General features: G+C 57.6%; 16 protein-coding genes and 2 pseudogenes. 8 read left to right on the plus strand and 10 right to left on the minus strand.

The window, feature by feature from the left end; all coding sequences use genetic code 11:
* Positions 1-274 precede the first annotated feature (274 nt).
* Complete coding sequence (locus AC0L2Y_RS29330; RefSeq protein WP_473561279.1) at positions 275-604, minus strand: hypothetical protein; 330 nt, start codon at positions 602-604, stop codon at positions 275-277.
* A 46-nt stretch (positions 605-650) separates the two neighbouring features.
* On the opposite strand from AC0L2Y_RS29330, the gene AC0L2Y_RS29335 reads away from it, so the two are divergent.
* From AC0L2Y_RS29335 to AC0L2Y_RS29345, 3 genes are all read left to right on the plus strand, one after another.
* Positions 651-1,808, plus strand: a complete 1,158-nt coding sequence (locus AC0L2Y_RS29335) for a CapA family protein (RefSeq protein WP_473561281.1) — start codon at positions 651-653, stop codon at positions 1,806-1,808.
* A gap of 176 nt (positions 1,809-1,984) precedes the next feature.
* On the plus strand, positions 1,985-3,553 hold the full coding sequence (locus AC0L2Y_RS29340) for a lipopolysaccharide biosynthesis protein (RefSeq protein WP_473561283.1): 1,569 nt from the start codon (positions 1,985-1,987) through the stop codon (positions 3,551-3,553).
* Positions 3,554-3,569: 16 nt separating this feature from the next.
* Positions 3,570-4,931: a phenylacetate--CoA ligase family protein gene (locus tag AC0L2Y_RS29345; RefSeq protein ID WP_473561284.1), complete on the plus strand. Its 1,362-nt coding sequence runs from the start codon at positions 3,570-3,572 to the stop codon at positions 4,929-4,931.
* Between the two features lie 843 nt (positions 4,932-5,774).
* On the opposite strand, the gene AC0L2Y_RS29350 is transcribed toward AC0L2Y_RS29345, so the two are convergent.
* From AC0L2Y_RS29350 to AC0L2Y_RS29360, 3 genes are all read right to left on the minus strand, one after another.
* On the minus strand, positions 5,775-7,178 hold the full coding sequence (locus AC0L2Y_RS29350) for an O-antigen ligase family protein (RefSeq protein WP_473561286.1): 1,404 nt from the start codon (positions 7,176-7,178) through the stop codon (positions 5,775-5,777).
* 28 nt (positions 7,179-7,206) lie between these two features.
* Entirely contained in the window at positions 7,207-8,361 is a 1,155-nt protein-coding gene (locus AC0L2Y_RS29355; RefSeq protein ID WP_473561288.1) for a glycosyltransferase family 4 protein, read from the minus strand.
* A gap of 74 nt (positions 8,362-8,435) precedes the next feature.
* Positions 8,436-10,430 (minus strand): GumC family protein, encoded by a 1,995-nt coding sequence (locus AC0L2Y_RS29360; protein WP_473561289.1) that lies wholly within the window; start codon positions 10,428-10,430, stop codon positions 8,436-8,438.
* A 474-nt stretch (positions 10,431-10,904) separates the two neighbouring features.
* Between AC0L2Y_RS29360 and AC0L2Y_RS29365 the strand changes: the two genes are divergently transcribed.
* From AC0L2Y_RS29365 to AC0L2Y_RS29380, 4 genes are read left to right on the plus strand one after another with little or no spacing between them, the layout of a single operon-like run.
* A complete protein-coding gene (locus AC0L2Y_RS29365; protein WP_473561291.1) occupies positions 10,905-12,245 on the plus strand; it encodes a polysaccharide biosynthesis/export family protein in 1,341 nt (446 codons plus the stop codon).
* Positions 12,245-13,450, plus strand: a complete 1,206-nt coding sequence (locus AC0L2Y_RS29370; protein ID WP_473561293.1) for a glycosyltransferase — start codon at positions 12,245-12,247, stop codon at positions 13,448-13,450. Before AC0L2Y_RS29365 ends, AC0L2Y_RS29370 begins: the two co-directional genes overlap by 1 nt.
* Positions 13,386-14,555 carry a glycosyltransferase gene (locus tag AC0L2Y_RS29375; RefSeq protein ID WP_473561294.1) on the plus strand — a complete coding sequence of 390 codons (1,170 nt, stop codon included), beginning with the start codon at positions 13,386-13,388 and terminating at the stop codon, positions 14,553-14,555. Before AC0L2Y_RS29370 ends, AC0L2Y_RS29375 begins: the two co-directional genes overlap by 65 nt.
* A complete protein-coding gene (locus tag AC0L2Y_RS29380) occupies positions 14,533-17,268 on the plus strand; it encodes a glycosyltransferase (protein ID WP_473561295.1) in 2,736 nt (911 codons plus the stop codon). Before AC0L2Y_RS29375 ends, AC0L2Y_RS29380 begins: the two co-directional genes overlap by 23 nt.
* A gap of 82 nt (positions 17,269-17,350) precedes the next feature.
* On the opposite strand, the gene AC0L2Y_RS29385 is transcribed toward AC0L2Y_RS29380, so the two are convergent.
* From AC0L2Y_RS29385 to AC0L2Y_RS29400, 4 genes and pseudogenes are all read right to left on the minus strand, one after another.
* Entirely contained in the window at positions 17,351-19,060 is a 1,710-nt protein-coding gene (locus tag AC0L2Y_RS29385; protein ID WP_473561297.1) for a calcium-binding protein, read from the minus strand.
* A 534-nt stretch (positions 19,061-19,594) separates the two neighbouring features.
* Complete coding sequence (locus tag AC0L2Y_RS29390; protein ID WP_473561299.1) at positions 19,595-20,521, minus strand: polysaccharide deacetylase family protein; 927 nt, start codon at positions 20,519-20,521, stop codon at positions 19,595-19,597.
* 62 nt (positions 20,522-20,583) lie between these two features.
* Positions 20,584-21,612: a GNAT family N-acetyltransferase gene (locus tag AC0L2Y_RS29395; protein ID WP_473561301.1), complete on the minus strand. Its 1,029-nt coding sequence runs from the start codon at positions 21,610-21,612 to the stop codon at positions 20,584-20,586.
* A 535-nt stretch (positions 21,613-22,147) separates the two neighbouring features.
* Positions 22,148-22,532, minus strand: a pseudogene (locus tag AC0L2Y_RS29400) (IS5/IS1182 family transposase); the annotation flags it as partial.
* Between AC0L2Y_RS29400 and AC0L2Y_RS29405 the strand changes: the two are divergent.
* A pseudogene (locus tag AC0L2Y_RS29405) lies at positions 22,516-22,707 on the plus strand (transposase); the annotation flags it as partial. The pseudogenes AC0L2Y_RS29400 and AC0L2Y_RS29405 overlap by 17 nt on opposite strands.
* Before the next feature lie 128 nt (positions 22,708-22,835).
* On the opposite strand, the gene AC0L2Y_RS29410 reads toward AC0L2Y_RS29405, so the two are convergent.
* Both AC0L2Y_RS29410 and AC0L2Y_RS29415 read right to left on the minus strand, forming a co-directional pair.
* Positions 22,836-23,702 carry a metallophosphoesterase family protein gene (locus tag AC0L2Y_RS29410; protein ID WP_473561302.1) on the minus strand — a complete coding sequence of 289 codons (867 nt, stop codon included), beginning with the start codon at positions 23,700-23,702 and terminating at the stop codon, positions 22,836-22,838.
* The gene (locus AC0L2Y_RS29415; protein ID WP_473561304.1) at positions 23,699-24,856 is read right to left on the minus strand and encodes a carboxylate--amine ligase; all 1,158 of its coding nucleotides are present in this window, start codon (positions 24,854-24,856) and stop codon (positions 23,699-23,701) included. The genes AC0L2Y_RS29410 and AC0L2Y_RS29415 overlap by 4 nt, the downstream gene beginning before the upstream one ends.
* Positions 24,857-25,304: the final 448 nt, after the last annotated feature.

Genomic DNA, 25,304 nt, shown 5'->3' on the forward strand with positions numbered 1-25,304 from the left:
ACACCACGCCGCGGGACACGATCTGCTCGCCGCCTCACGCCTACCACAGAAGCGCGTAACCAACGCGCGTGAGCGAAGACCCGGCATCATCAGAATGATCGATGAAAAGATTGGGGCGGGGGCGATAAGTGACCCTAATCTTAGCGGAGGCAACTCATGTCTTCGGCATAGTTGGGAACACAAGTCGCAGATCAGGATCTAGCGGTGGATTGTCAGACAACGACCTCCGATAATTGGTCAATACGCATTGGATCAGGGTGGCCCCGTACTGCGCCTATTTCAACGATCGGGCGTCGATTTTACCAACATTGCGGCCTTCGATCACCTGAGAAATGTCGTCCGCCAGTACCCCGACAAGCTTGCAATTGCTTGTGGCACTCTGTTGGTCCCGGCAGGCATTCTGACCTATTTCCTTCCGGCGCTCTTCAATGTCCCAGCCGGGCTGGAGCGCGCGGCCCAGTTTCTGCTTGGAAGCGTCGGCGCTGCATTCCTCGTGACAATTCTGAGCAGCAATTTCGGTGTTGCAAGCCTGATCAAGCAGTGCCCATCCCTGATTTTCAAAACGGACTCTTAAAGTATTGCTCGTTACATCAGGAAGGTTCAAGTATTATCCCTAGGATCCCATAGCTGACGATATAGGCTAATCTAAGATGATCAAAATCAATGTACTCGGCGATCTCGTGCTGACGGACCCCATCAACGAGCTTGCAAAACAGCCCGGTTCGCCGGCCATCTTTTCTTGCTCCACGAGAAGATTTTTGAGCGCCGCAGACCTGAATATCTTCAATCTCGAGTCACCAATAACTTCTAAAAAGACGAGCGAAAAGAAGGTGGGGCCCGCGCTCAGGGGGAATAAGGATCTCCTGCCCTCTATAGCTCAGAGCGGATTGGCCGTGGCAACACTCGCTAATAATCACATGATGGATTTTGGCACCTCCGGACTTGAGGATACATTAAATGCCCTCGATGAAAACAATATCGAGCATCTGGGTGCTGGAATGAAAGGGGCAGAAGCACCTCACCGGCTTCGCTACATCGCGCAAGGGACTTCTGCTTCGTTCATCAATGTCGCGGAGCAAGAATTTGGCGTCGTTGAGGCGGGGCGTGTGGGTGTGGTAAAAGAAGATATCGCATCAATGTATTACTGGATAGTAGAGGAAAAGACCGTTTCTGACTTCGTAATCGTTATCATTCACGGAGGTGCCGAATATTTTCCGCTACCTTCTCCGGAACGAATTCAAAGAGCCCGCCTCTATGCTGATTTTGGCGCAGATGCTGTTATCTATCACCATACGCACGTGATAAGCGCATACGAGAGCTACAAGAGCAAACCAATATTCTATGGGCTTGGAAACTTCCTTTTCTATTGGCCCAACAAGGGAGCCGATTGGAATACAGGAATGGCTGCATCGCTCGTTCTAGACGTCGAACATAAACGAATCATCGGTGAGCCGCTTGTCCACCGGTACTCGCTTGATGATGGTGTTCGCATACTTTCCAAGCAAGAAGCTCAACGTGAATTCTCCTGTCTCGATAATCTTAACATGGCTCTCGCAGATTCATCTCACCTGGGCAGGCTTTGGGAGGAATTCTGTCTCCAGCAACGACACAGGTACTTGCGGCTGAACAACTTGATCTCGGAGTTTCAAGAGGGGATGGCCCAGCGCGGCGTTTGGCCGATTCCTATGTTCCCCAGCAAATCGCTGCTAGGTGGGCTAAACGCGTTGAGGTGCGTTTCGCATCGTGAAGCTTCGGTGACTGTGCTTGAAGCCGAGGCTAAGCGGCGCTTCGATACATTCATCACGTGACACGCGTCCGACTTGAAACGACTTGCGGGATCCGGTTTTGCGCGTCAAACTCAAGCTATGGGGTTTTTTGCTGACATCTTGGCGCCGCATACGAGCTGCGCGCTGTATCATGGATAATTGGATTGCTTTCGTCGGCCCGGCAGCGCTCCAAGGGGGCAGCAGAATGGGGGAATGCCATGTCGAATGCCATGTCGAACGCGGCGTCACCCGTAACGCCGATGGCTGACGTAGCGAGATTACGCTTCGTCAGCAATGTGGCTGCCAATGCATGCTACATCGTTCTGAACACAACCATCATGCTGTGGTACGTCCCGTTTCTGGTAAATCATCTCGGCGTAGCAGCATACGGGATGATTGCGTTAGCAAACTCCCTGGTCATGTATGGAGCCCTTGTGGGAACCAGCCTAAACGTTTCCATTAGCCGTTTTTTGGCGATAGACCTGAATAGGGGGAACACAGTCAGCGCAAACGGGACCTTCAACACAGGCTTGGCACTTTCGGTAATTGCTTGTAGCGCTCTGCTGGTCCCGGCAGGTATTCTGACCTATTTCCTTCCGGCGCTCTTCAATGTCCCAGCCGGGCTGGAGCGCGCGGCCCAGTTTCTGCTTGCAAGCGTCGGCGCTGCATTCCTCGTGACAATTCTGAGCAGCAATTTCGGCGTTGCAAGCCTGATCAAGCATCGCTTCGACCTGCGAAATATTGTAAACTCGCTTACGTTGCTGACCCGGGTGGGTATCATAGCACTCTGTTTCATGGTCTGGCCTGCAACCCTCTGGCACGTGGCAGCGGCTTTCGTCATCGCCGCTATGGTCGGGCTGGCGGGGGATGTAGTCGTCTGGAGGCGCTTGACGCCGGAGTTGCAACTCAATTACCGAAGCATCGACCGTCATCATTTTCGGGCGCTTGCGAATTTGGGCGGCTGGTCGGCAGTCAATCAGACCGGCGCACTCCTGCTGATGCAGGTGGACCTCCTGATCGTGAACGCCATGTTCGGTGCCGAGATGACCGGACGATATGCTGCCGTCCTGCTCTTCCCTGCTTTGATCAATACGCTCACGGAGGCGGTCGTCACGGTGTTAAGTCCGGCAATAATGGCGCGCTACGCCGCAGGCGACATCGACGGAATGCGTCGGATCGCTCGTCATTCCGTCAAGCTCCTTAGTGTTGCATTAGCCCTGCCGGTTGGCCTGCTGTGCGGCTTTGGCGCACCTTTGCTGCATCTTTGGCTAGGCCCGCAGTTTGCTCAACTTAACGTGCTGCTGATCCTTCTGGTTGGTCATTTGGCTGTTAACCTAGCCGTCAGGCCGCTTTTCTACGTAGTGACGGCATACAACCAGGTCAAAGTGCAAGGGCTGCTCACCCTAGCCCTCGGCTTGGCGAATATCGGCTTGGCGATAGCGCTTGCACGCTGGAGCGGATGGGGAGTAGTCGGGGTCGCGGCTGCCGCGGCCATCGTGTGGACGGTCAAGAACTGTCTGTTCATGTCCAGCTACTGCGCAACCCTGTTGCGTCTCCCCTGGTGGTCGTTCTATGCGCCCTTGACGGCCGGGGCACTCGGCACGCTAGCTATCGGCTTCGCCGGCAGGTTCATCTCACAGCTTTGGTGGCCACCTAATTGGCTGGCTCTCGGCGCAATGGCCGTGACAATAGCTGTATTGTACAGTATAATTGCTTATTTCTTGTGTTTAAATCGCTCAGATCGCGAATTGCTGTGGAGCATTCTAGATGGGAGGGCCCGTGCTTAATTGGCGCGCACCGGTCTTGAAGGTCTACGACACACGGATTTCCCGTAATCCGATCCCCGGCTATTGTTCCTTTTTGCACGAATTCCATAATCGGCCGGTCTCACGGCAGCGAGAGGAGCAGCACGAGCGTCTTTCGCAACTCTTGCGGCACGCTGCGCGCAACGTGCCGCATTACCGTGATGTGCTGGCCGCTACTGGTGTGGTGCACGGCGATCAAGTGAACCTCGAACGCTTTCGGCAGGTGCCGGAGCTTACCAGGGAGATGTTGCACACGAAATTCGACCTTCTGAAGAGCGATGATCTGGCCTCGAGGGCGTGGTACAAGAGCAGCTCGGGCGGAAGCAGTGGAGAACCGGTGACGTTGCTGCAGGACAGATACTACAACGACATGGGGCAGGCCTTGACCCAGATGCACTATTCCTGGGCTGGTCGAGCCTCGGGCGAACCCTTTGTCAAACTTTGGGGGTCGGACCGCGACATAATGTTTGGGACGGTAGGATGGCGTAACAAGCTCAGCAACTTCATCCGGAACCAAACGTTCCTCAACTCCTTCGATCTAAGCAGACAACACATGCAGAACTACGCCAGAGTAATTCAGCGTGTGCGTCCGGTCATCATCGAAGCTTACGCCGAAAGCATCTACGAACTTGCGCGCTACATCAATGCCGAGAAAATCAAGTTGCCTCGTATCAGGAGCGTCGTCACCAGCGCCGGAACTCTGTATCCTTTCATTCGTGAAGAGGTCACGCGTGCCTTTGACTGCCCGGTATTAAATCGTTACGGCACACGAGAGGTCGGCAGCGTCGCCGGCGAGCGCGAGGCCGGAGCAGGGCTGAAAATCTACACCTATACCCATTTTGTCGAGGTCGTGGATGAGGCAGGCGAGCCGTGTGGGCCGGGCGAAGAAGGCGAAGTGCTGGTCACGTGCCTGACGAACTATGCCATGCCGATTATTCGCTACCGGATCGGCGACCGCGCGATGGTCGGAGCCGCGGTTTCGACCCCGACGCCCTCCGTTGAAAAGCTGGAGACGGTTACCGGACGCATGATGGATGCCTTCGTGCGCGAAGACGGCTCGACCATCCCCGGTGCTTTTTTCGTCCACTTCCTTGGTGTGGTGCACAAATCCGACTGGCTGAAGAAGACCCAGATCATCCAGCAGAACTACGACTCGATTCTGATTAAGATGGTCACGGCAGCGCCGCCACCGGAAGGTGCCTTGGAGGAAATCCGCGGTTCGCTGCAGCGTGTTACGGGACCCGCATGCCAGGTTACCTTCGAGTTCGTTGATGCCATTCCGAAGCTGGCCTCAGGCAAATACCGCTATACGGTGTCGCTCGTTTCTCGTCCACCACACAGCACATCCGCTATACAGTAAGTGGCTGAAGTTCGCGCTGGCTGCCGCGCGACGCGCGGCAGCCCCTCCGTTCGCAGAAGCCCCACTCGGCTGCTGGAACGCTGGAACCAGGCGCCAAGCACCCAAAGCCACGCTTGCTGCCGCGCTGCCTGCATCGGCAACAGCGGCTCCGCCGGCTTTTGCAGGGGGAGTTCGCCCTCACGAGTGTTAAAGAAATGCCGCACAACCTCGCGGCCCACTCCACGACGGTAACCGCCCGGTTGTTGCCGCGGAGATTTCATTTCGCTATTTCGCTTTGATGCGAGCGATGAGTTCCTGGTCACCTGGTCATCGACGAAGGACGAAGGACGAAGGCTTCGAGGAAGTCATTCCATTCGTCCCGCGACGCGATAGTCCAGGAAAGGCGAACGCACCTCGATAGAACGCGCGATTGAGGTCGGGGCATGTCCCAAGGATGTCGACTGTCGACCGGCAGGTACAGCGTAATCCCGTGCCTGTTGGCGCGGCCGACATCGTTTGCTCGCGCCGTGGCACTCCACAGCTCCGACAGCGTGCGCATGCCGCGAAATTGTGGCGCACAAGGGGGGCCGACGGCGAGTTGCGGACCGGATCGGTTCGCACACCATCAAACGCCGCGGCGTATCCCCCATCCCGATCTGCCCGCTCAGGGCGCACTCCAGATCGGGGTCCAATTTTTGTTCACGCCGATTCACATATTGCCCAATCGGGCGCGGTGCGGCTCGTCCAGTCTCACCAGCCGGAGAGTGTGCTGGCGGGAGCTTTTTGATAGCCCTTCACCGGTCCCTGGAGAGATCGTTCAAGGCCAGATACTCGGCAAGTGCGGCAGCCACTCTTGGCAATCGCCTACGCCGGCGAACGGTGATTGGCCCGCGTCAGCAAATCCTCCCTGATGCTAGCAATCGGGCCGGAAACAGGAAACAATAGCAATCCGAGAAGTATGAAGAAAGTCGGATGGGCAGCCATGCCTCCGCCCTTCAACCACGAGGCGAAGTAGCCTACGGACACGCCCAACACCAGCGGAAAATAGCCTGCGACCAGCTCATCGTAATTATGCAATCTGCGGCGGTACCGAAAGAATTGCCATACCCCGAGAACTACTGCACCAGCGTACAGAACAACGCCGAGCACGCCTGTCTCTGCTGCTACCTCGAGGAGAGGATTGTGACTCGGCACACTAGAGCGATCAGCGTAGTTGCTCGTCAGGGGAGCGACATATTGGTAGAGCTCGGACGGGCCGTTGCCAATCCCCACCCCGCCCCACAGGTGGTCCCGTACAAGTTGCAGACTGGCATACCACAGCACAACGCGCCCCCCCAGATCTCCGCCCTCACCTTCCTCGAAGCGTCGCACGAGGACATCAGTGGCGAGTGGTGCAATCGCAAGCAGGGAAACGACCAGTATTATTCCGACGATGCCGAACGGTCTCATGGGCTTGTAGAAGAAGAACGCGAGCAGCACGAGCAGGAGCGAGATCGAACTTCCCCGGGACCCGCTGAGGGCGACGAGGCCCAAGGTGCAAAGGATGAAAAAAATACTGAGGACCAGATGGAATGCGCGGGTCAGGCCGGAGGAGCGCAATACTGGCCAAATCTGGCCGGGAAGCGTCAGGACCAGGGTCACACCAAAAAGATTCTCGTTCATTTCCAAGACTTGCAGTCTCTCACCAAGCTGGTAACCGCCTGCGAATACTGCCTGCAATCCAGCCAGGATGAGCATCCAGCCCACCAACATTAGGACGCGCATCAATCCGTCTATGGCTGCGATCGATCTGACCTCCGCAGAAATGAGTAACAGCACAATGAATCCACTGGCATAGGCGACAAGTTCTTTCCGGGCCAGGATGAGATCGGGAGCCCAAAGCAGGGTGACGACCGCCCAGAGAAGATAGAGGGCCATTAGAACGCATACGGCGTTCCACTGAATGTGCTGCCGCTGAACGATGATGCTAAGCAGCCACGCCCCTAGCGCTAACGCGAGAGCCGAATTAGCGGCGACGTCGTAGACCAACCCGGACCGTAGCCCCATTGGCATCAGCGCAAGGAAGATCGCGACATAAAGGGCGCTCAGGGGCCGTTGGACCAGATAAAGAGCGATGGCGGCGCAGCCGGCTGCGCCGACGGCCAAGATGGGAGCCCGGGGATCGCCCCACAGGATCAGCACCAAAGCCATCAGGATGGCAAGCAGGACAGCCGAGCTCACATACATCAGGCTTATCGGGGATGGTATATCAGGAGAAAGATTCGACACCGCTCGTCTCCCTGCCTTCGAATCCGATTCAGCTGCGATCCAAAGATGGCGTCGCGACGTTCCAGGTCCGGCCCCGGCCTAACTGCACTCCCGGAAGCGCCCTTTCCAAGGCTCGGCACACTGCCTCGAGGCTATGCTGCCGGCGAACGTAGGAAAGCGCGAGTTCTCCGCACCGCTGATTGAGCGACTTCGTTCGAACGATCGTATCGACATCGTGGACCAACTGAGTCATGGTTCGGCTAACGAAGCCAATCTCCTTCTGCTCGATCACTCCTCCAGGATCCACCGATAGTGACACGACCGGAACCCCAATACTCCATGCCTCAAGCATGGTATTTGGGAACCCTTCGACGGACGATGTATTTACCAGAGCCTTGGCTTTCGACAGCAGGGCCATGACCTCGTTGTCGCGCTTCGGGCCGTAGAAGATCAGGTTATCAAGTTTGCGGATCCGCTGTTCCAGCGCCACCTTTACCGTGCTGCTTACTGTGGGATCGAATCCGCCCACCACTGCGAAGCGCAGGCGGGGCAGCGCGTCCGCCAAATCCAGGAACAGATGGAGCTGTTTGCTTGTTCGGATCTTCGCGATCCAGATCGCATCAATGGTGGTCGTGTCGTATACGCGAGGATATTCGGAGACCGAGCGCACCAGATTCGGCACATATGCCGAGCGCTCCCACAAACGCGGGTTGAGCATAGCCGATTGCTGGTGGTGCTGGACCGCAATCACGTCGGTACTTCGCATGCCAAGGCTGAATAGCGGAGCGTGGAACCATTTCTTGTGATCGTAAGCGGTCCAGGGCGTGCAATGAACATCGTTGGCCAGAGCATATATGAAGCGCGTATCGCGGCGCGATCTGGCAAACAGGCCCATCAGCCAAATAAAATCTGTTGGGAGGCGCGCATAGAGAACATCCGGGCGCAACGTGTCCATGGCACGCCAGAATGCTGGGAGACTTGCAGGCAATCGCCACGCCGGTGCGGCAGCGATGCAGCTGACCCCCGCAATCTTGCCGAGGGACTGCGTTTGCCCGTCGCCATATATGAGGCTTACCTCGTGCCCCAGACCCGCGAGAGCCGCGGCAAGATGAGCTATCTGCGCTTCAGCACCGCCCGATGAGCGACTATCGCCGGCAAGGACCTGAGTCGATCTATATCCAGGAGAAACAAAGCACCACCGCAACGTCCAACTCCCACCTATGGCGAAAACGCATTATGTGCTGGTCGTGACCTCTGACCGGAGGGCGCCGGTTCGGGTTAATTCCAAAGACCGGAGCGCGAATAGTTTTTTCGGTGCTTCTGAAGGAATTCACCAATGTCCCCAAATCGGTACCGTGCATGCTTGCGCAGATGGACACGCGTCAGCACCGCATGAACATTGGTCAGGCTTTCAAACCGATTGGAGCAACGCAACTGCTGGAGGGCATTGCCGGCGACCTCGCGCCTGGTACTTCCCCACCGCACTGCGAAAATCACCTCGTCGGCTACGGCGGAAAGGAGGCGGGTTTCCGGTGCGAATGTCGGCGGGGCGTCAATGATGACGCAATCATAGCGTCCGCGCAGCCCTTGACAGACATCAACGATTTTCTGAGCCACAAAAAGCGAAGGTTGGTCAGCACCTGTCCGCCGCACCAGAAGATGGTCGCAATCCAGATCTGGGATCGGGCTAATGGGACCAGCGCTCGTATATTCGGGCGAAAGCGTGTGCTCGCCATTCCGGCGCGCAATTTCGAATGCAGCTGTAGTTGACGGATCCTTTAGCTCGTGCAGGTCGCGGTCGATCAGGAGAACCCGGCGGCCAAGACGCGCCGCGCAGGCCGCGAAACTTGCCGCAAGCGTTGTCTTGCCCTCGCCAGGCACACTGGACGTCACGAGAATGATCATCGGCTTGGCACTCGGGCCAGCAGGTTGGAGGATTGCTGCCACGATCGAATAGATGGCCTGACCGTATGCCGATGATAGCCCATCGAACAAATAGCGGTCGCTCTGGCGGCGGTGAGTCCACCGAATGTCAGGGACAAGGCCGATGCACGAGACTCCAAGGGCGTCAACTATGTCACGTTCGCTCCGCAGGCTGCGGTCCATGCGCTCGAGAATAGCTGCGATAGCCAATCCGAAAGCCGAGAAGGCGATGAGGGCGGCCGGAATAAAGAGGATCGGGTTGATCGAGCTTGGGCGCGTCGGCGCTCGGGCAGATGTGAGGACATGCGCCGCCACTGTCGCGTCCTGCTCCTCGGCCAAATTTTGCTTGCGCCGAAGAAGATCGTCGTAATGGTTCGCGGCGGATGCGCTTTGGCGCTCGAGAAAGCGAAGTTCGGCTTCGGAAGCGAGGCGGTCGGCGGCCTGGCTCTGCAGTGACTTCAGATCTTGCTCTAGCATCGAGGCTTGTGAGCGAATTACTTCGGCCTCGTTCTTCAACCGAGCCTGCGAACGCTCATTTTCGGGGTCGCTTACTGCACCTGGTTCTGGAGCCGGCATGTCGTGACTCTTGACCTGCTCCTCACCTGTGGCTGCGGTACCACGAGGCCTATCGATAGCAGCCTCTCTGACCGCTATTTCGGATCTCGCACGTGCAAGCTGCCGCCTCGTTTGGGCGATCAGTTCTGTATCAGCCTCGACATTGCTCATTCCGTGAACAATGCGGAACGATTCCATCCGTTCTTCCGCTTGATGAACCTCGGATTTGACCTCCACCAGTCTCTGGTCCAGCCAAGCCAGCAAACGTCTGGCCTGCCGCCGGTTCCGATCACGCAGCTCATTGATGTGGAGGTCCACGAATTGGTTCACTATGGCTGCGGCCTTTTCAGGACTCTCGTCGGTGTAGCTCACGGAGATGACACGGGAGCGGCGCTCTTGATTGACCTTTACGCCAGCTCTGAGTTCCCCGAGGGTTGGTACACCTGGCCGAGCATCACCAGCCTCGGCTTCTGAATCCGGTGTGGGAAAGATGCTTTTGATCGAGCCAATCAACGCCCGGAGCCGTGCCCGTAATGTTTTGATGGAATTCCTCAATACCGAGGTTTCGTCTGGCGTTTCGGACTGAAAGTCCGGGTGGTCGTAGAGGCTGGCCTGAACCGAGCGGATATGATCTTCGGCAGTTAGAAGAGCCATGGCCGTATCGATCACGGTCGGATCGACGGTTTCGAATATGGTCGACTGAGTTGAGTTCGCATCGCGCGGGCCAGGGTCGATCATGAGCTGAGCCGTTGCCGTGTACGAAGGCGGGACTGCCAAGGCGGCAATGAAAGTCACGAAAGTACCGAATCCTGCTATGGCAGCGATTAAGACCGTGTGCCGCCTCACGATGTCGGTGAGTCTGGAAAATTGGACTCCTGGATCCGGTCGCGAATCCGAAGGCGCCGAACCGTCTATTCGAGAGTATCTCCCGCCTGGTACCCTAACGCGTTCCATGACTTGCGGCCTTCTATTTCGTCAGGACAACTTCGGAAATGTGGATGGCATGCTTGGCCTCCGATGCCGCGCCGTCAGGAGGAAACCGGTATTCAATTCCTAAGGAGACCGCGGAGGTGCGTCTTCATGCGTTCAGATGGTGTCGGCAGGCACAAAAGAATGAGACTTTGAGGAGTGGGATCGAGATCTTCAGGATCAATCCATGCTCCGTCGGGCCGAGCCAACCGATTCACGAGCAAACGCGTCGGGGACATCATGAAGACAGCAAGGTTAGGCCTATGGCGCCAAATGCTAAGCGTCGGCTGGATGCCACTCTTGTTCACTCTCGTGAGCAATGCAGCCGCAACGGAATACAAACTTGCGCCAGGGGACGCGATAGAGGTCACGATCGAAGGATTGCCGGAGTGGCATCACCGTGTCCCCATCGAGTTCGATGGAACGATATCTCTGCCGACGCTTGGGACTATCGAAATCGCAGGTTTGACGGCCGCAGAAATGCGGAACAAAATCGCAGCCGCCCTGCCGACACGACTGTTCCGGGAAAGGACTCCCGAGGGCCGCGAATATAGCGTTCTGGTTCTCCCAAGTGATATTGCGGCAAGCGTTGCCGAATACCGACCTATCTACGTCGATGGCGACGTCTTGACGCCAGGCCAGTATGCGTTCCGGCCTCTTATGGCGGTTGGACAGGCCGTTGCCCTTTCGGGGGGCTACAGCACCATACGGGGAAGCCATGCCACGGCTGATCCTAACCAATTGGTGGACTTGCGCGAGGATTACAATCTTCACGCGTTGGAATATGTCAGAGAAACGGTGCACCTGTCACGGCTGCAAGCCGAACTGAACGATGCAGATAGCTTCGAAGAGAATATTCCGGCAACCCAGCTGATTCCCGCTGCCAATCTGGCAAACCTCATTCAGTCTGAACTGAATTTGCTGAAAACCTCACAAGAAAGCTACCATCAGGAAATCGCCTCAATTCGTGCCGCGATGAAGCAAGCGGACGGGCAGATCGCAATTCTCGCTCAACAGGAAGAGAAGGAACAAAGCGGAGCACAGGCTGACGCACAAGAGCTTGAAAAGCTTACCGCGCTGTTCGAGGCCGGCAACGTGCAAGCTACGCGCGTGTCGGAGGCACGCCGCGCGGTGCTGCTGTCTTCCACGCGCCAGCTTCAGACAATTGTGAACAAGATGGAAATCCAGCGAGGACGGGAGGCCTCAGCGCAGACTCTCAACAAGATTGCAAACTCGCGTCGGATCGGACTCCTTCAAGACATTAGAGAGACGAGCGAGAGACTGGCCGGTGCGGAGTTACGATTGAGGGCCGCCAGTGAGAAGCTTCGCCCTGGCGGGACGACTTCACCCTCTGAAATGCTCGGAACGGCTGCGGCGCCCGTGATCACGATCATGCGCAAAGTCGATCAGGATTGGCTCCGCGTCCCGGCAGACGAGCATACCGAGCTGTTGCCCGGCGACATCGTCAAAGTCTTGCTCCCTTCCAACCAGATGCCGGGTCCCGCAGCGGTGACCGGGGAAATAGATAAGGCGCCGCAAAGCCGCCAGCCTGCCGAACAATCCGCTGCGGTCCAGACGCACCCAAAACAAGACCGGCACACCCCAAGTGCAAAGGACGCCTCCAAAAGCGAGTTTGACTAATGGGCGCGGCACGCGGTTCGAGGCAAGCGGAGGCGATCGCCGTGGTCGTCGGACAGCTCGGGCAAGGCGGAACAGAGCGGCAACTCTATCATTTTCTCGCCCATTGTGATTTTACCCGCTGGGCCCCCACCGTCTACGTGTCGGGCGAGCTCGGGTTCTGGGAAGCTCCGATACGCAAGCTCGGCATTCCTGTGGTGCTGTTGAAGGGCCGCCGCCTGGATAAGATGCGCCAATTGCGTGCGGCATGCGTCGCCCGCAAAACACGATGCTTCTTTTCATGGTCGTCCTATACCAATGTGTTCGCGCTCGCCTTGACCGGGCTGGGCATCCGACGCATCGGATCATTCCGCAACACCTTGTTTGCTGATCTGCCGACAGAATGGCGCGGCTTATGGTCTTGGGTGAGCGTGGCCGGCATCTCTGTCGCGGTTTGCAATTCCCGCGAGACCCAGGAGCAGCTCGCGCACCGCCTCGGCTCAAAAAGGTCTGTCGTCTATGTGCCTAACGTGGTCGAGATTTTCCCATCTGATCAGATAGCCAAGTGGCGTGCCGAGTGGCGTCGGCGGCTTGATCTGCGCGACGACGCAGTGTTGGTGCTTGGGGTAGGTCGACTAGCGCCGCAGAAGCGCTTCGACCGGTTTATCGATACGATCGCACGAGTAGGTCGGCACAGCAGGGTGCAGGCCGCGATTGCCGGACAAGACCTCGGTTGCCTCGGCGAGTTGAGGAGCCAAGTGGCGCGTCTCGGACTTGACGATAGAGTCCGTTTTCTCGGCAGCGTCCCTGATGCCCGAGAACTCATGTGCGCCGCCGACATTTTCCTGCTGTCTTCCGACTATGAAGGCATGTCCAATGTTGTGCTGGAGGCCATGGCCTCGGGGGTGCCCTGCATAGCCACGCGAGTGAACGGCGTCGCCGACCTCATCCAGAACGGCGTAACCGGGATCATAGCCGAACCCGAACCGGACGAGCTATCGCGCCATGTTCTTCGCCTCGGATCGGACCCCGGCATGCGGCGCGAGATCGGCACCCTTGCGCGCACCTGGATCGAGCAGAAGTTCCAGCCGAAATCGGTGACTGGCCAACTCTGGACGTTATGCGCGGCGGGGAACGACGCCGACACAAGAGAAGGGATTGGCCATGCGACTCGCCATCTTCGTCGATCAGGTTTTCTGGCGCGACGGCGACACTCTTTCGACGGATGAGCCTTACATCCTTTTTCCGGCTAGCTTCATCGAGTCCGTCGACGAGATCATCTTCATCGGGCGCGAGGCAAGGCAAGCCGGGCGCGGGCCCTATGTGCTCGACCACCCGGGGATCACGCTATGCTCGCTCCCCTACTATCCGAACTTGTATCAGCTGTGGCGCCTCAGCCCGAGTACGTTCCTGGAGATACGTCGCCGAATTTCCGAGCAGGCGCGGAGTTGGGATGCGATCCTGATTGGCGGTCCAAATCCGATCGGGCAGATGATCGCGATGCAGTGCATTTCACTCGGTGTGCCGGTGAGCCTCGTGGTTCGCCAGAACCTGATCCAGCAGATGGGCACCCATCGGGGTTTGAAACGCCTCGCTGCCATGGCGGCCGCAAAAGCACTTGATTGGCATTTCAAGCGGCTTGCGCGTAACCGAACAGTGTTCGCTGTAGGCCGAGACCTTGCTCGGGAGTACGGCGGCTTCAGCAACCGTGTGCACGAGCATATGCCCTGTCTGATGAGGGACGCGCAGCTCAGGACCTTTGCAGAAATGTGTTCCGGGCCCAATCCAAGGCGTTTGATCTGCGTTGGCCGGCTGGCTCCCGAAAAGGGACATCACGTGCTTCTCGAAGCACTGGCGCACCTCAAGCAGCGCGGGATGTCGTGCCACCTCGATATCGTTGGAACAGGACCGATGGAGGCGGAGCTCAAGGCTCGATCAACGGCTCTCAGCCTACGTGACAACGTCACATTCCGCGGTTTCGTGCCTTACGGGCCGGCTTTGTTCGAACTTTACCGGCAAGCCGGAGCGTTCGTGCTCCCATCCTTCACGGAGGGCTTTCCGCAGGTCATCAATGAATCGCTGTGCATTGGTCTACCCACGATCGCTACCGCCGTGGGAGGAATTCCGCTTTTCCTCAAAGACAATGAAACAGCCATGCTTGTTCCGCCAGGCAACGTCACTGCGCTGGCAGCTGCGATCGAGCAAGTGGTATGCCGCCCCGAATTGCGGGAGCGCTTGCGCAGCAATGGGCGCGCGCTGATGGTCGACAACACCATGGAAGCCAATCGCGAACGGATGATTGGAGCTCTTCATGCCGAAGTCTTCTCAAGATAGATCGCCTGAATACCGGTCAGCGCTCGCCGACTATCCAGGAGCGCGCATCCCTGAGCAGCCGACCGTTGGCATCGTTATCCCGGTCTGCAACGAGATCGCACATCTTAGTGCACTCGCTTCCAACCTTTTCAGTCAGGATTATCCCGCGATTGCCGAAATCTGGTTCGTTGACGGAGGGTCAACCGACGGAACGCTACAGATGCTGCAACAGATGCAGCGGCGCGACCCACGAGCGCGCGTCATCGAGAGTCCGGGGCGTGGCCCTGCGGCTGCCATCAATCTGGCGGTTCCTCGCATGCGGACGGACGTCTTCCTGCGTCTTGACGCCCATGCCCACTATGAACCCGACGTCGTCCGGCAAAGCGTCTCAGGGCTGCTCGCCACAGGTGCGGGAGGGGTGGGAGCAATCGCGCGTCCATTGCCTTCGCAATCGCTGGTTGGTCGTGCAATCGTGGCGGCACATAGAAGTCCCTTTGGGATCGGAGTTGCCAAATTTCGCAGAGAAAACGCGTCAGGATGGGCCGACACGGTCTGGAATGGCTGCTATTGGAAGTACATCGTAGACCAAGTCGGCCCAATGCGAGAAGATCTTTGGCGTGCTGAGGATAACGACTTTAACGAACGGATACGTCGGCTCGGCTATGGTCTCTATCTCTCTCCGGACATCCGAGCTTTCTATCAGCCCCGGGAAACCCTGTCCGCACTTTGCAAGCAATATTTTGGCAACGGATTTGGCGGCGCCCTCGCGTGGGTCGAGAATTGGCGCGCGTTGCGGCTCCGACATCTCGCTCCGCTCGCACTGGTAGCAAGCCTGTCAATTCCGTTTGCGGTTTCTTTATTTTGGCCGCCCGCGCTGCTCCCCGCAGCAGGCATGCTGTTACTTTACGAAGTTGGGTTGCTGTGCGCTACCTTGAAGGCCGCTTACACAGCGCCGGGCATGTATCTGCTCCTCTTCCCGGCGGTGCTGGCGGCGGTGCACTTGAGCTATGGATGCGGTTCCCTTTGCGGACTCGCCTTGCACGGCTTTCGAAAAGCCGGTAGCTGGCGTTGGCTTCATCCCGCGCTGGCCCTCTTGCTCGTGCTGAGCATCTTCTACTTCCTGCTGCCTTCGGGTGCTGGGCAGGGAGAACCGGTCATATGGCTCGTGCCTAGTTTGGAACGAATGAGCCAAGACGCTGCCCCTGGCGATCGGCTGAAGATCGAGCTTTATGCAGCTCGTGGTGAAACCGAGTCGTTCCAGGTTGGAATCCGTGCGCCGGGCACCGCCCTCACCAACGTGACGATTCAGGTCCAAGATCTGATCAGCAAAGGCGACCGAGCCCGTATCGCTGCAAAGAATGTGACGCTTTACCGCGAACACTACGTCCATGTGGCGCGATCCAGTCCCGACCTGAAAGGGTCGAACCGACCGCTTGGCCCGGGATGGTACGCTGATGGGCTGATACCGCTGGATGCCGGGGGATTCACTTTAGCGGCACAGGGCCATTCCCGACCTGCAACCCGCTTTTCCGTCCCTTCGCGCGCTAACCAGCCTATCTGGGTCGACATATCCGTTCCACCCGGCACGCCACCCGGCCGCTATGGCGGCACCGTGAGGGTGTCAAGTGATCAGGGCAATGCTGTCGGCGAAGTCGTGCTTCATGTGTGGGACTTCACACTCCCGCTTACCCCGTCGTTGAACTCAGCTTTCCTAATCTGGGACGCGAATACTCCGCAGGCCCAGGCGGAGTTACTGAAGCATAAGCTAATGCCGCGTAACGTGCGTGTTCAGAACCAAGCCTCCTTCGTTGACAGGTTCGGACTAAAATCCACCAATCTCGGCCTGTGGAGCAATGCCAGCATGGCTCAATGCGCGATGAAGCCGCCGCCATCCCTCGAAGAGGTGCAAGAGGCGGCAGCTCAACACCATCCCGCCCTCCATCTCTTCAACTACACAGCCGACGAAATCGACCGCTGCAAAAGCCTCTATGGAACTATGAAAGCCTGGGCGCGCGTCCTGCATGAGGCAGGTGTCGACAATCTCGTTACCATGACGCCTGCCCCTGAGCTTTTTGACGATGGCACTGGAAGCGGGCGTTCTGCCATCGACATCTGGGTGCTTCTTCCCAAAATGTATGACAGCGCACCGGAGCGGATTGCTGAGGCTCTGGCAAAGGGTGATGCCGTTTGGTCATACAACGCGCTCGTTCAAGACGAATATTCTCCCAAATGGGAGATAGATTTTTCGCCGATCAACTTTCGTATCCAGCCCGGATTCATCAATCAGAGTCTCAAGTTGACCGGGTTGTTGTATTGGCGCGTCGACCTTTGGACAAAAGATCCTTGGAACGACGTGCAGACCTATCGGACTGGAGGTAATGATTACCCGGGCGAGGGAATGCTTCTTTACCCGGGGCAGCCCGTCGGGGTGGAGGGCGTTGTACCCTCAATGAGGCTCAAATGGCTGCGCGACGGAGTCGAGGACTACGAATTCATCGAGATCCTCAAGCGAAAGGGTTGCGGCGAAATCGGTGCGGAGATCGCGCAAACTGTTGGGGCCTCATGGAGGAGCTGGACGCAAAACCCGGAAGCATTGGAGGCTAGCAGGCGGCAACTTGGATCCATTCTGTCGGGCCTTGGTGGTCCGGGAGCTGGCTGCCATGCGCATTTGACCGGCGATGAAGTCAAACTGCTTCGAGAAGCTGGATCGAGTACCCGCGCGCCGGCCGATTGAGGCACGACACGCTTACGCAACGCAGTGTGTCCTGCATTGGACAAGGAAGCCAGCGCGAACGGAGTCCGCGCTGGCAAATCTGTCACACTAAGAAAAAGGAAGAATGGATCTGCGAGAAATGCATGTCTAGGAACCCAATGTTGCCATGGTCGGTGGCTGCGAATACGTCGTCCTTGGCGCCATCCCCATCAATGTCGGCGGTGACAAACGCCAGGTCGTTAAAATGCAGACCAGTTCCGTGCAGGTCGATTCGATCGATCCCAGCCTGCCAGTCCATTATCACATCCGTACCCCAACTGGCTTCGTGGAAAACAAAGACATCGGCATCCTTGCCGCCGGCAAGGAAGTCGTTGCCATGCCCCCCCGTCAATTGGTCAGCCCCATCGCCCCCCTCAAGGATATCATTGCCGTCCCCGCCGAATAAGTGATCGTTACCGGATTTGCCATCGATCATCTCGGCAGCCGCGGTTCCGACGATCTTGTTTGCGCCACCATTGCCGTCGATCTCCTTGTAAGAGCCGTAGTCGGGTAGGCCGATGGGAACCTGACCAAGCCCGGATGAATTTCCAGACACGGGCCCAGATACGGGACCAGGCACAGGCTCGGGCTGAGATGGGACCACCCCCCCAGACAGCGCGGGCTGCTCGAAGGCGCCCAGATCTGGCGCGGATCCCACATAGTCGTGGCCAAGGTCGATTCCTTTGTCGACAAGATCACTCCCGTTCGCGAGATGAAGGAATTCCGTGGTCGGGAGTGAGCCGTCGGCTGCACGATGCCCCCGCGCCGTACTGTCGCTCAACGACACAAAATCGCTGGAGTCCACCTTTACAGGTAAGGTCCAAGAATTGTCTTGGCTCGATCCGGACGCCGCCACTCTTCCGATTCCGGCCGAAAGATTGTTGCGGAAGGTATGCTCCTGTTCCCAAAATCCATAATTATATAGGCCGTTATCGTACGCGGTATTGTTCTGGAGCGTTATTGGGTTGGAGGCGGAATTCTCGTCAAAACCGTTCGCATGATTTCCCCACGCAACGTTGTCGCTCACGATATGGCCACCGGAGGTGCTGCTCGTTCCCGCGCGAGCGCCGCCCAGCTTGAAGCCATTTCCATCACCAGCCACGCTGCCATCATTGGCGTAGCCATTGTCGAAGGCCCAGTTGCCCTCGATGACTAGGGGGGCAGCATGCGTGTTGTCATGCACATTGAAAAAATCGTAGCCATCGTCCGAGTTGGCCCACGCTCGATTGCCCCTCAGCACGTTACCCGTGCCTGTGGTGGAGACTTGAAAGCCGTCCGCGTTGTCGCGATGCAGATCTTGGTTATGGTGTGAGTCGTTGTTGAGAAGCAGGTTGTTCGAGCTTGCGCCGAACAACACAATCCCCTTTCCCTCCCACTCGGAATTCCATCCGTTGTGATGGACGTTCAACTGCTCGATCGTGTTGGAATTCGATTGGCCCTCGATCATGAGACCACCTTCAGGCCCATTCCTGATCTCAAGACCCTTGATGTGGTTCCACGACACACTTTCCATGTCGACGACATAGCCGCCGCTCATTGAGGATCCGTCCAGGATGGGTACCTCATTCTGGTAGTTTGTCACCGTAATCGGATTGCCACTCGTGCCGTCATGCGTGAGCCGCACTTCAGATGTGAGTTCATAGACACCTCCGCGCATATAGATCGTATCGCCGGGCTTTGCGATATCGTGCGCATGCTGAAGCGATGCGAATGGTGTATCCAACAGACCAGCATTATTGTCTGATCCATTGGGGGACACGTAGTAAGACGCCATTCTGTCTCTCCTTGTAGGTTTATTGCCTTAGTTAATACAACCTATAGTTTAGTTGTAATTCCCTCAAAGGCGTTTAGTTATTGATTCGATTCTTCGAGAGTGCCGGGGCTGATTGGACGCCTAATGCGACAAGACTTTGTCCGCATCCAAAATTCCACAGAAAGTCGAAGAGGCGCGTCATCTCCATGGGAGGACAGCTCCGGCGGCTGCCAGGCCCCAGCCGACAGCTCCGAATTCCAGCAACGCGACGCGGATCGCGTGCGCAGGGCCTCGCCATCGGTTCCTGCCTGACGTCCGGCCAAGCCTCGTGCGAGGAACTGATCCAGGAGGCCTGCTCCCAATCCGGCCGAATGCCGGCCGACAAGAGCAACGACGGCGGTGCCATCCGTGATGATCTCAACCGATGCGGCGTCGAAGCAGCAATCTCGACAAAGCCGAACCGGAAGATTCAGCGCCCCGTCGACAAGCCCAAATACGCTCCCCGCAACCGCATAGAGCGCTCTTTCGCTCTAGCAAAAATGGCTGAGAGGTCCGCTACGATACTCCGCCAGTCTGGATCTTGTGCTTGATCCACTGGCGCTCCATCCTTGCTCGTTCTCTAGAGTCTATCACGTTCTCGCCACGCTGCTGCCGAACATAATCGAGGAACGTCGCAACCGGTACGAACCAGCCATTCTTCGAGGCGAGGCGCCTTATGAGTTCCCTGAACCGCCAATTGAGATTTCCGTCCGTATCCTGAAAACCGGCAGCGAAATGCGTATACATGATGCAGGCACCGCCCTCAGCTTCCAGGCGATCCTGGTTTGCTTCCGAAATGGTACGATTAAACGAATCGACGTTCGGCCCCTCAGATGATGAGAACCATTGTTTCACAAAGGGCCTCTCGGGATCGTAATATGGCATGAGAGGATAGGTCTTCATCGTATTTATATCCCCGGTAATGAAATTGCGTACGTAATCTATACGATCGCGGCAGAGATCTCCCCAAAAGTAAGGACTTTTTTCGCAATGACCGTAGAAGCTTTGTCTTTTCAGAAGAAGCTTATATGCTTGCTTCCTGATCCCGCTCAGCCGAGCATCTCCCCAGTAGATATTCTCAGCGGAACTGGCGTGATTAGCCATGGTTCGAGGGTAGCCGCCAAACAACTCGCGGAAGTATTCAAGGCCATGAGCGATATTGGTTCGCTCTGAGCTATGGTAGGTCGCGCCGTGAAAGCCTATCTCAAATCCATCGCGGCGAAGTTCACGGATATACGCCAGATAAGCCGGATCCTCACAGGTAGCTCCGCCCATCTTGGAGTTCTGGGATCCGCGAATTGGCCAAACAGACTTCGTCGTGAGAAGGCCATAGTCACGCAGGCAGTCATAAACCTTCTCAAAATTGCCAGGGACTGCAAGGTCCGTGTCGTCAAACACCGTGAACACGAAGGACTTTCCATCTGGCCAGTATAGCTTTTCCATTCAAGACATCACTTCGTCCTCGAACGCGTCGGCCACTACTAGATCATGCCACGAAACCCGTGTCATCGCGCGATCGAAGGATCGGCCCGTGATCTCAAATTAAAGATCCGGCGTTTCCAGCCGCGCGGCGCGTCGTGCAACATTCTCCCGGCATCTCGAAGCATAGATACTACAACGCTCCTGGATGCTCTAAACTGCTCGTACATTACTGTATCACCACCATATTTCTCCTTGTAAGCGCCGCCGCCGCCCCAATAGTGCCAATGTACACCTCGACGCTTCCAGTACTTCATCGCATACCAGTGCATCACCTCATTTGGCCGTACGTTCTGGTGCTCACGAAGGCTGGCGTTTCCCCAGAAATAGGAAATGTCATTAAATCCAGGGAATATACCTGTGGCAATGCTCCGCCCGTCTGGATCGCGCGCGCGTAAGAGAAGTAAATCGCCGGTTGGATAGATGTGCCTGATAAGGGCTTCCACTCGATTCATGCCATATGTTGGCCGCATGTTCTGCTTGGCGAAGACGTCTTCCAACTGAGTAAAGTACTCTCCCGCAAATCCATCCGGGGCGGCTTCCTCGATAACGACTCCGGACTTGGCAGCTTTCCTGATGCAGCGCCTGCACGCTCCGTCCATGCGGGCGAAAAGTTCGTCCTCTGTCATCAGAAGGTTTGATCGAAAGGTACGGACGAGCTGCGCCTTGACTCTGACGTCTCGGAAGTGCTCCCCGGTCAGATAAGGATCTGAAATTTCCAGATGATGGCAGCCCAGTTCAGAGAATGCGTAGCCGATGAGCGCGTCGACTGCATCGGCTCTGGACACGTCTGGCCGCAGATTGAATCCCATATACGGGGTTGTCCAGCCTGGGAATGGACTTCCTAGTATTTGGAAACCCATCCGCCGGACGATGACACCTACAAAAAATCCAACGGGCACGCCCGCGTCTTCAATTCGAGCCACAACCGGATCCCCGGCCTGGGTCTCGCAAACGAAATCAATCCATGCCTTTCGCTGCGAAAAAGTTCGGTCGCTGAAAGAATCGAGGAGCGGCCAATTTACGCCGCTATAGACCTCCCGTTCCAGCTTCATCCCGCCCATCACCATACCGCCGGTTACATGATACGACAGGTCCAGGAGACTCGAAACTCTGATTTGTGCGGGAACTGGTTGAGTGGCCCGTCCGTTGTGATTCGCTTGAGTTGGCTAGACTTGAGCGAGGTCACAACATGGGTTTGACGGAGGCCACCCGCCGGCAATATCGCCGTGCGGGGCAGCGGGATGCAAACGCGTTGACGGACAAGGAATGGGCGTTGATCGAGCCGTTCCTGCCGGGAGCGAAGGCGGCGGGACGACTGCATTGCGGGCGGTCGTGGACGCGCTCTCTATATCGCTGGACGGGCTGCCAACGACGGGGCATTGCCTGAGCGGTTCCAGCCGGTTCCGACGGTTCAGCGCTCTTTCCATGCCTGGCGGGACGATGGGACGATGGGCTGTGGCAGACCATCAACTTCCACCTGGCGGCGGCGGCCCAGCGCCAGCGTCATCGACAGCCAGTCGTCCGTGAAGAACGCACTTTTCGGGTCGAAGCGCGGGGCTCAGGCCGATCGCGACTGGAGTTGTGGCGTTAGGACGGTTGTGAGCAGCGCCATGACCAAGGCACACAAACACACAAAAGCCTCAGCCAGTTGAGCACGAGACTGAAATTATATCCGACGGCGGCAAGCACGGCGTTGTTGGCGTCGCCCTCGGCGAAGGCAGGAAGTTGCGGCCCATGCGGTGGTCGCTCTTGAGATGGCCGATGACGGGCTCGACGGCGGAGCGGCGTCGCAACGCTCGTTTGACGGCCTTGGTGAGGCCACACTTGCAGCCGGCGACATAAACCTTGAAGGTCTTGTCCTTCGGTGCATTGTGGCCGCGCTAACCGGCATCGGCGAGATCTTGGAGAGGTTGGCGCCAATCGACCTCCCGATCGTGGGAAGGACGGTGGCCAGCGCTCTGGCCCATCTCGGCACGTGGACCCTCGAAATCATCAAGCGTTCGGACGCCGCCAAAGGCTCCGAGGTCCTGCCACGACGATGGGTCGTCGAGGGGACTTTCGCCTGACTGCGACGCAGTCGCCGGCTCGCCGAGGATTTCGAGGCCACCATCGCCAGCGCTGAGGCGTGGATCTTTATCGCGTCCATCGCGTCATGTGTGATCCGAGTTTCGAGTCAGGCTCCTAAGGCCGCGGAGCGCGTGGTCGTTACCTCGACCAGCGAGGTATCGCGATGCCGATCTGTGAATCGAACGCTTTGCAGGGACGATCTCCCTATTCAGCGTCGAAGATCGGAGCGGATGAAATGGCGGAAGCGTTCGCCCAGGCTGCTTACCTGCCACTTACGTCTTACGGCGTCATAGAGGCCGAGAACAACAAGATATCGTCTCAGCGCTGCCCGGAGCGGCTGGGGGAGAGTAGCCAAGGGGGGCATCAGACCCGCTCGCCGCTTTTTCGCTAATGAAACTGACCAGTCATACGACACTCGCTTCACCTCGATAGCTTGGCGTGCGGTATCGAGAACTAAATAGGTGGCGCGTGGATCTGAGGTTCGCGATTCCCCGACCGATCCCGGATTGACAAGGTAGAAGGCACCCTCCTTGAGGCTGATCTCGTCGCCGGGAAGTTGTCGTGGCACGGAGTCCTGCCATTCGAAGACGCCAAGGCGGTGTGTGTGTCCGAAGGCACAGATCCGGATGCCAGAGGGGTGATTCATGAGTGCCTCGAAACTTTGTCGGCGCCGTTCGTCATCGTCTAATCGAACGGTTTCACAACCTTTCTCCGGGTGCAGCGCGCCATGAACCGCAATCAACTCGTCGCTAATCTCGGCCTTAAGAGGCAGCCCAGCAAGAAATGATACAGCTTCAGAACCGAGTCGCCGGCGTGTCCACAGGATCGCGCGAGCGCCGACAAAACCGAAATCGTCGGTGGTGATCTGTTCGCAGACAGCCCTGTCGTGATTTCCAGCTACGCATGCAACTCCGTTTTTTTGTAGCAGGGCTATGCACTCTGCCGGGTCTGTATTGTAGCCGACGATATCGCCAAGGCATATGATACGCTCCGCCCCTTGCGTAGAGATGTCGTCGAGAGTCGCCTGGAGTGCCTCGAGATTGGAGTGAACATCAGAGATGATCGCCAGCCTCATGCTGCCCTCCCTGTTGCGGATTGCACAAGATGAGAAAGCCGTTTGCTGGCGTTCGAGATGCCCCGGTGCCACGCAGTTCGCAGCAGGACCGGATCATCCCAGTTCAAATGCGAAATCGTCTCGCAGCGGATAACCCAGGGCAACCACGACAGCAGAGATATCCCGGTGGAGCGCGCAGCAATGAAATCGCTGGGGAGAGTGCACCATCGGACACCCGGATGGGCTTTTGCAGGAAGCGGGCGGGGTTGGCCGGTTAGATCCGCATAGACCAGCGCTGGTATGTTGACACCTGCCCGTGCACCCAAGACATGCCAAAGATTGAAGCGCGGATTAACCTCCAGAAGGTGAAGTGCACCGTCTGGATCCCGTTTAAAATCGAACTTGGCGACGCCTCGTAGATCCAGCTTCTGAACCAGCGTGCGGCCGAGTGACGCGACATCCGCTGCATCCGTAGTCTCCAAGGCCGTGCTGTGACCACATGACGTTGGATACGTTCGTATTTTCCGCCCCGTAAATTCGCCGGCAATTTCGCCCCGATGATCAACATAGACATGGTAGCTTTCGATGCGGCTTTCCGGCCCTGGTATCATCTCCTGGACGAGAAGGTCCATCTCGTTGTTGGCCAGACGGGGCCACAGCTCTCGGAATGCCTTCTCTGTGGCGACCTCGATTGCCTTGTGACTACCTGCGATCTGGTCCCAAGGTGATCGGCGTCTGAGGGGCTTGATGACGACCGGAAAGCGCAGATCAAGGGAAACGGGCGTCGAGCCTGGACGTGGGCGAATCCTTCGCGATGCCGGAACGGGAAGGCTCAGGCGTTCGGCCAAGATTTGGAAACGAGCCTTATCGACGAGCTTTTCCACCAGCGGCACTTCGGGCAGGATGAAACGGAAGGCCTGCCCCAGCCGCTCGCGGTATCGCGACACGAACAGCAGATGGGAATCCTCTTCGAAGAAAAGGACGGGGCGCTCCTGCTGTACAGTGCCGAAGCGCAGCAACATATCCGCCAAACCGTCCAGGTTCTTTGAGAAGCTCTCCCAGGGGAGGACCGCCCGGACGAACCGCGAATAGGTGGCCGGGTCGCCAGGCGGCACCACAACCGCGCAGGAAACGCCGGCAAGTCCGAGAGGCCGGACCAAGTTCATATCGCCCATGACGCAAGCCATCGGGCCGACGACCGACGTGCGATTCACAGGAGCTCCTCCTGTCTACCGCGGAACGCGAGCGCGATGCATTCCAATCCCGTTTGCGCAGCTGCGACCCGCCGAACCCTCGGGACAGTGTACACCCGTGAAGCACATTTGGTAACGGTACAATCGGGGTGGTACGTGCTGGTAGTCTTTCCTGGACAAATGCTGACCCCCATCGTCGTTTTGGCCACAACTTGTGCTATTGTCGAGGCCCCTGGAAAAACGACCGACCGCCTGCCCTGAGTGCGACACGCGTCGGATCAGCACCCTGGTCCGGAGCCCCCGCGGCCAGCACTCCAACGCTGCATGGCCAATGTCGACCGTGGAACGGGCAACCTACTTTTGTTCCGTGACAGCCGGCTAGACCGTCGCACTGATTGGGAGCCCGACAAGCCGGTAAGCGACGCTTGCG

Source organism: Mesorhizobium sp. WSM4830 (assembly GCF_055811495.1).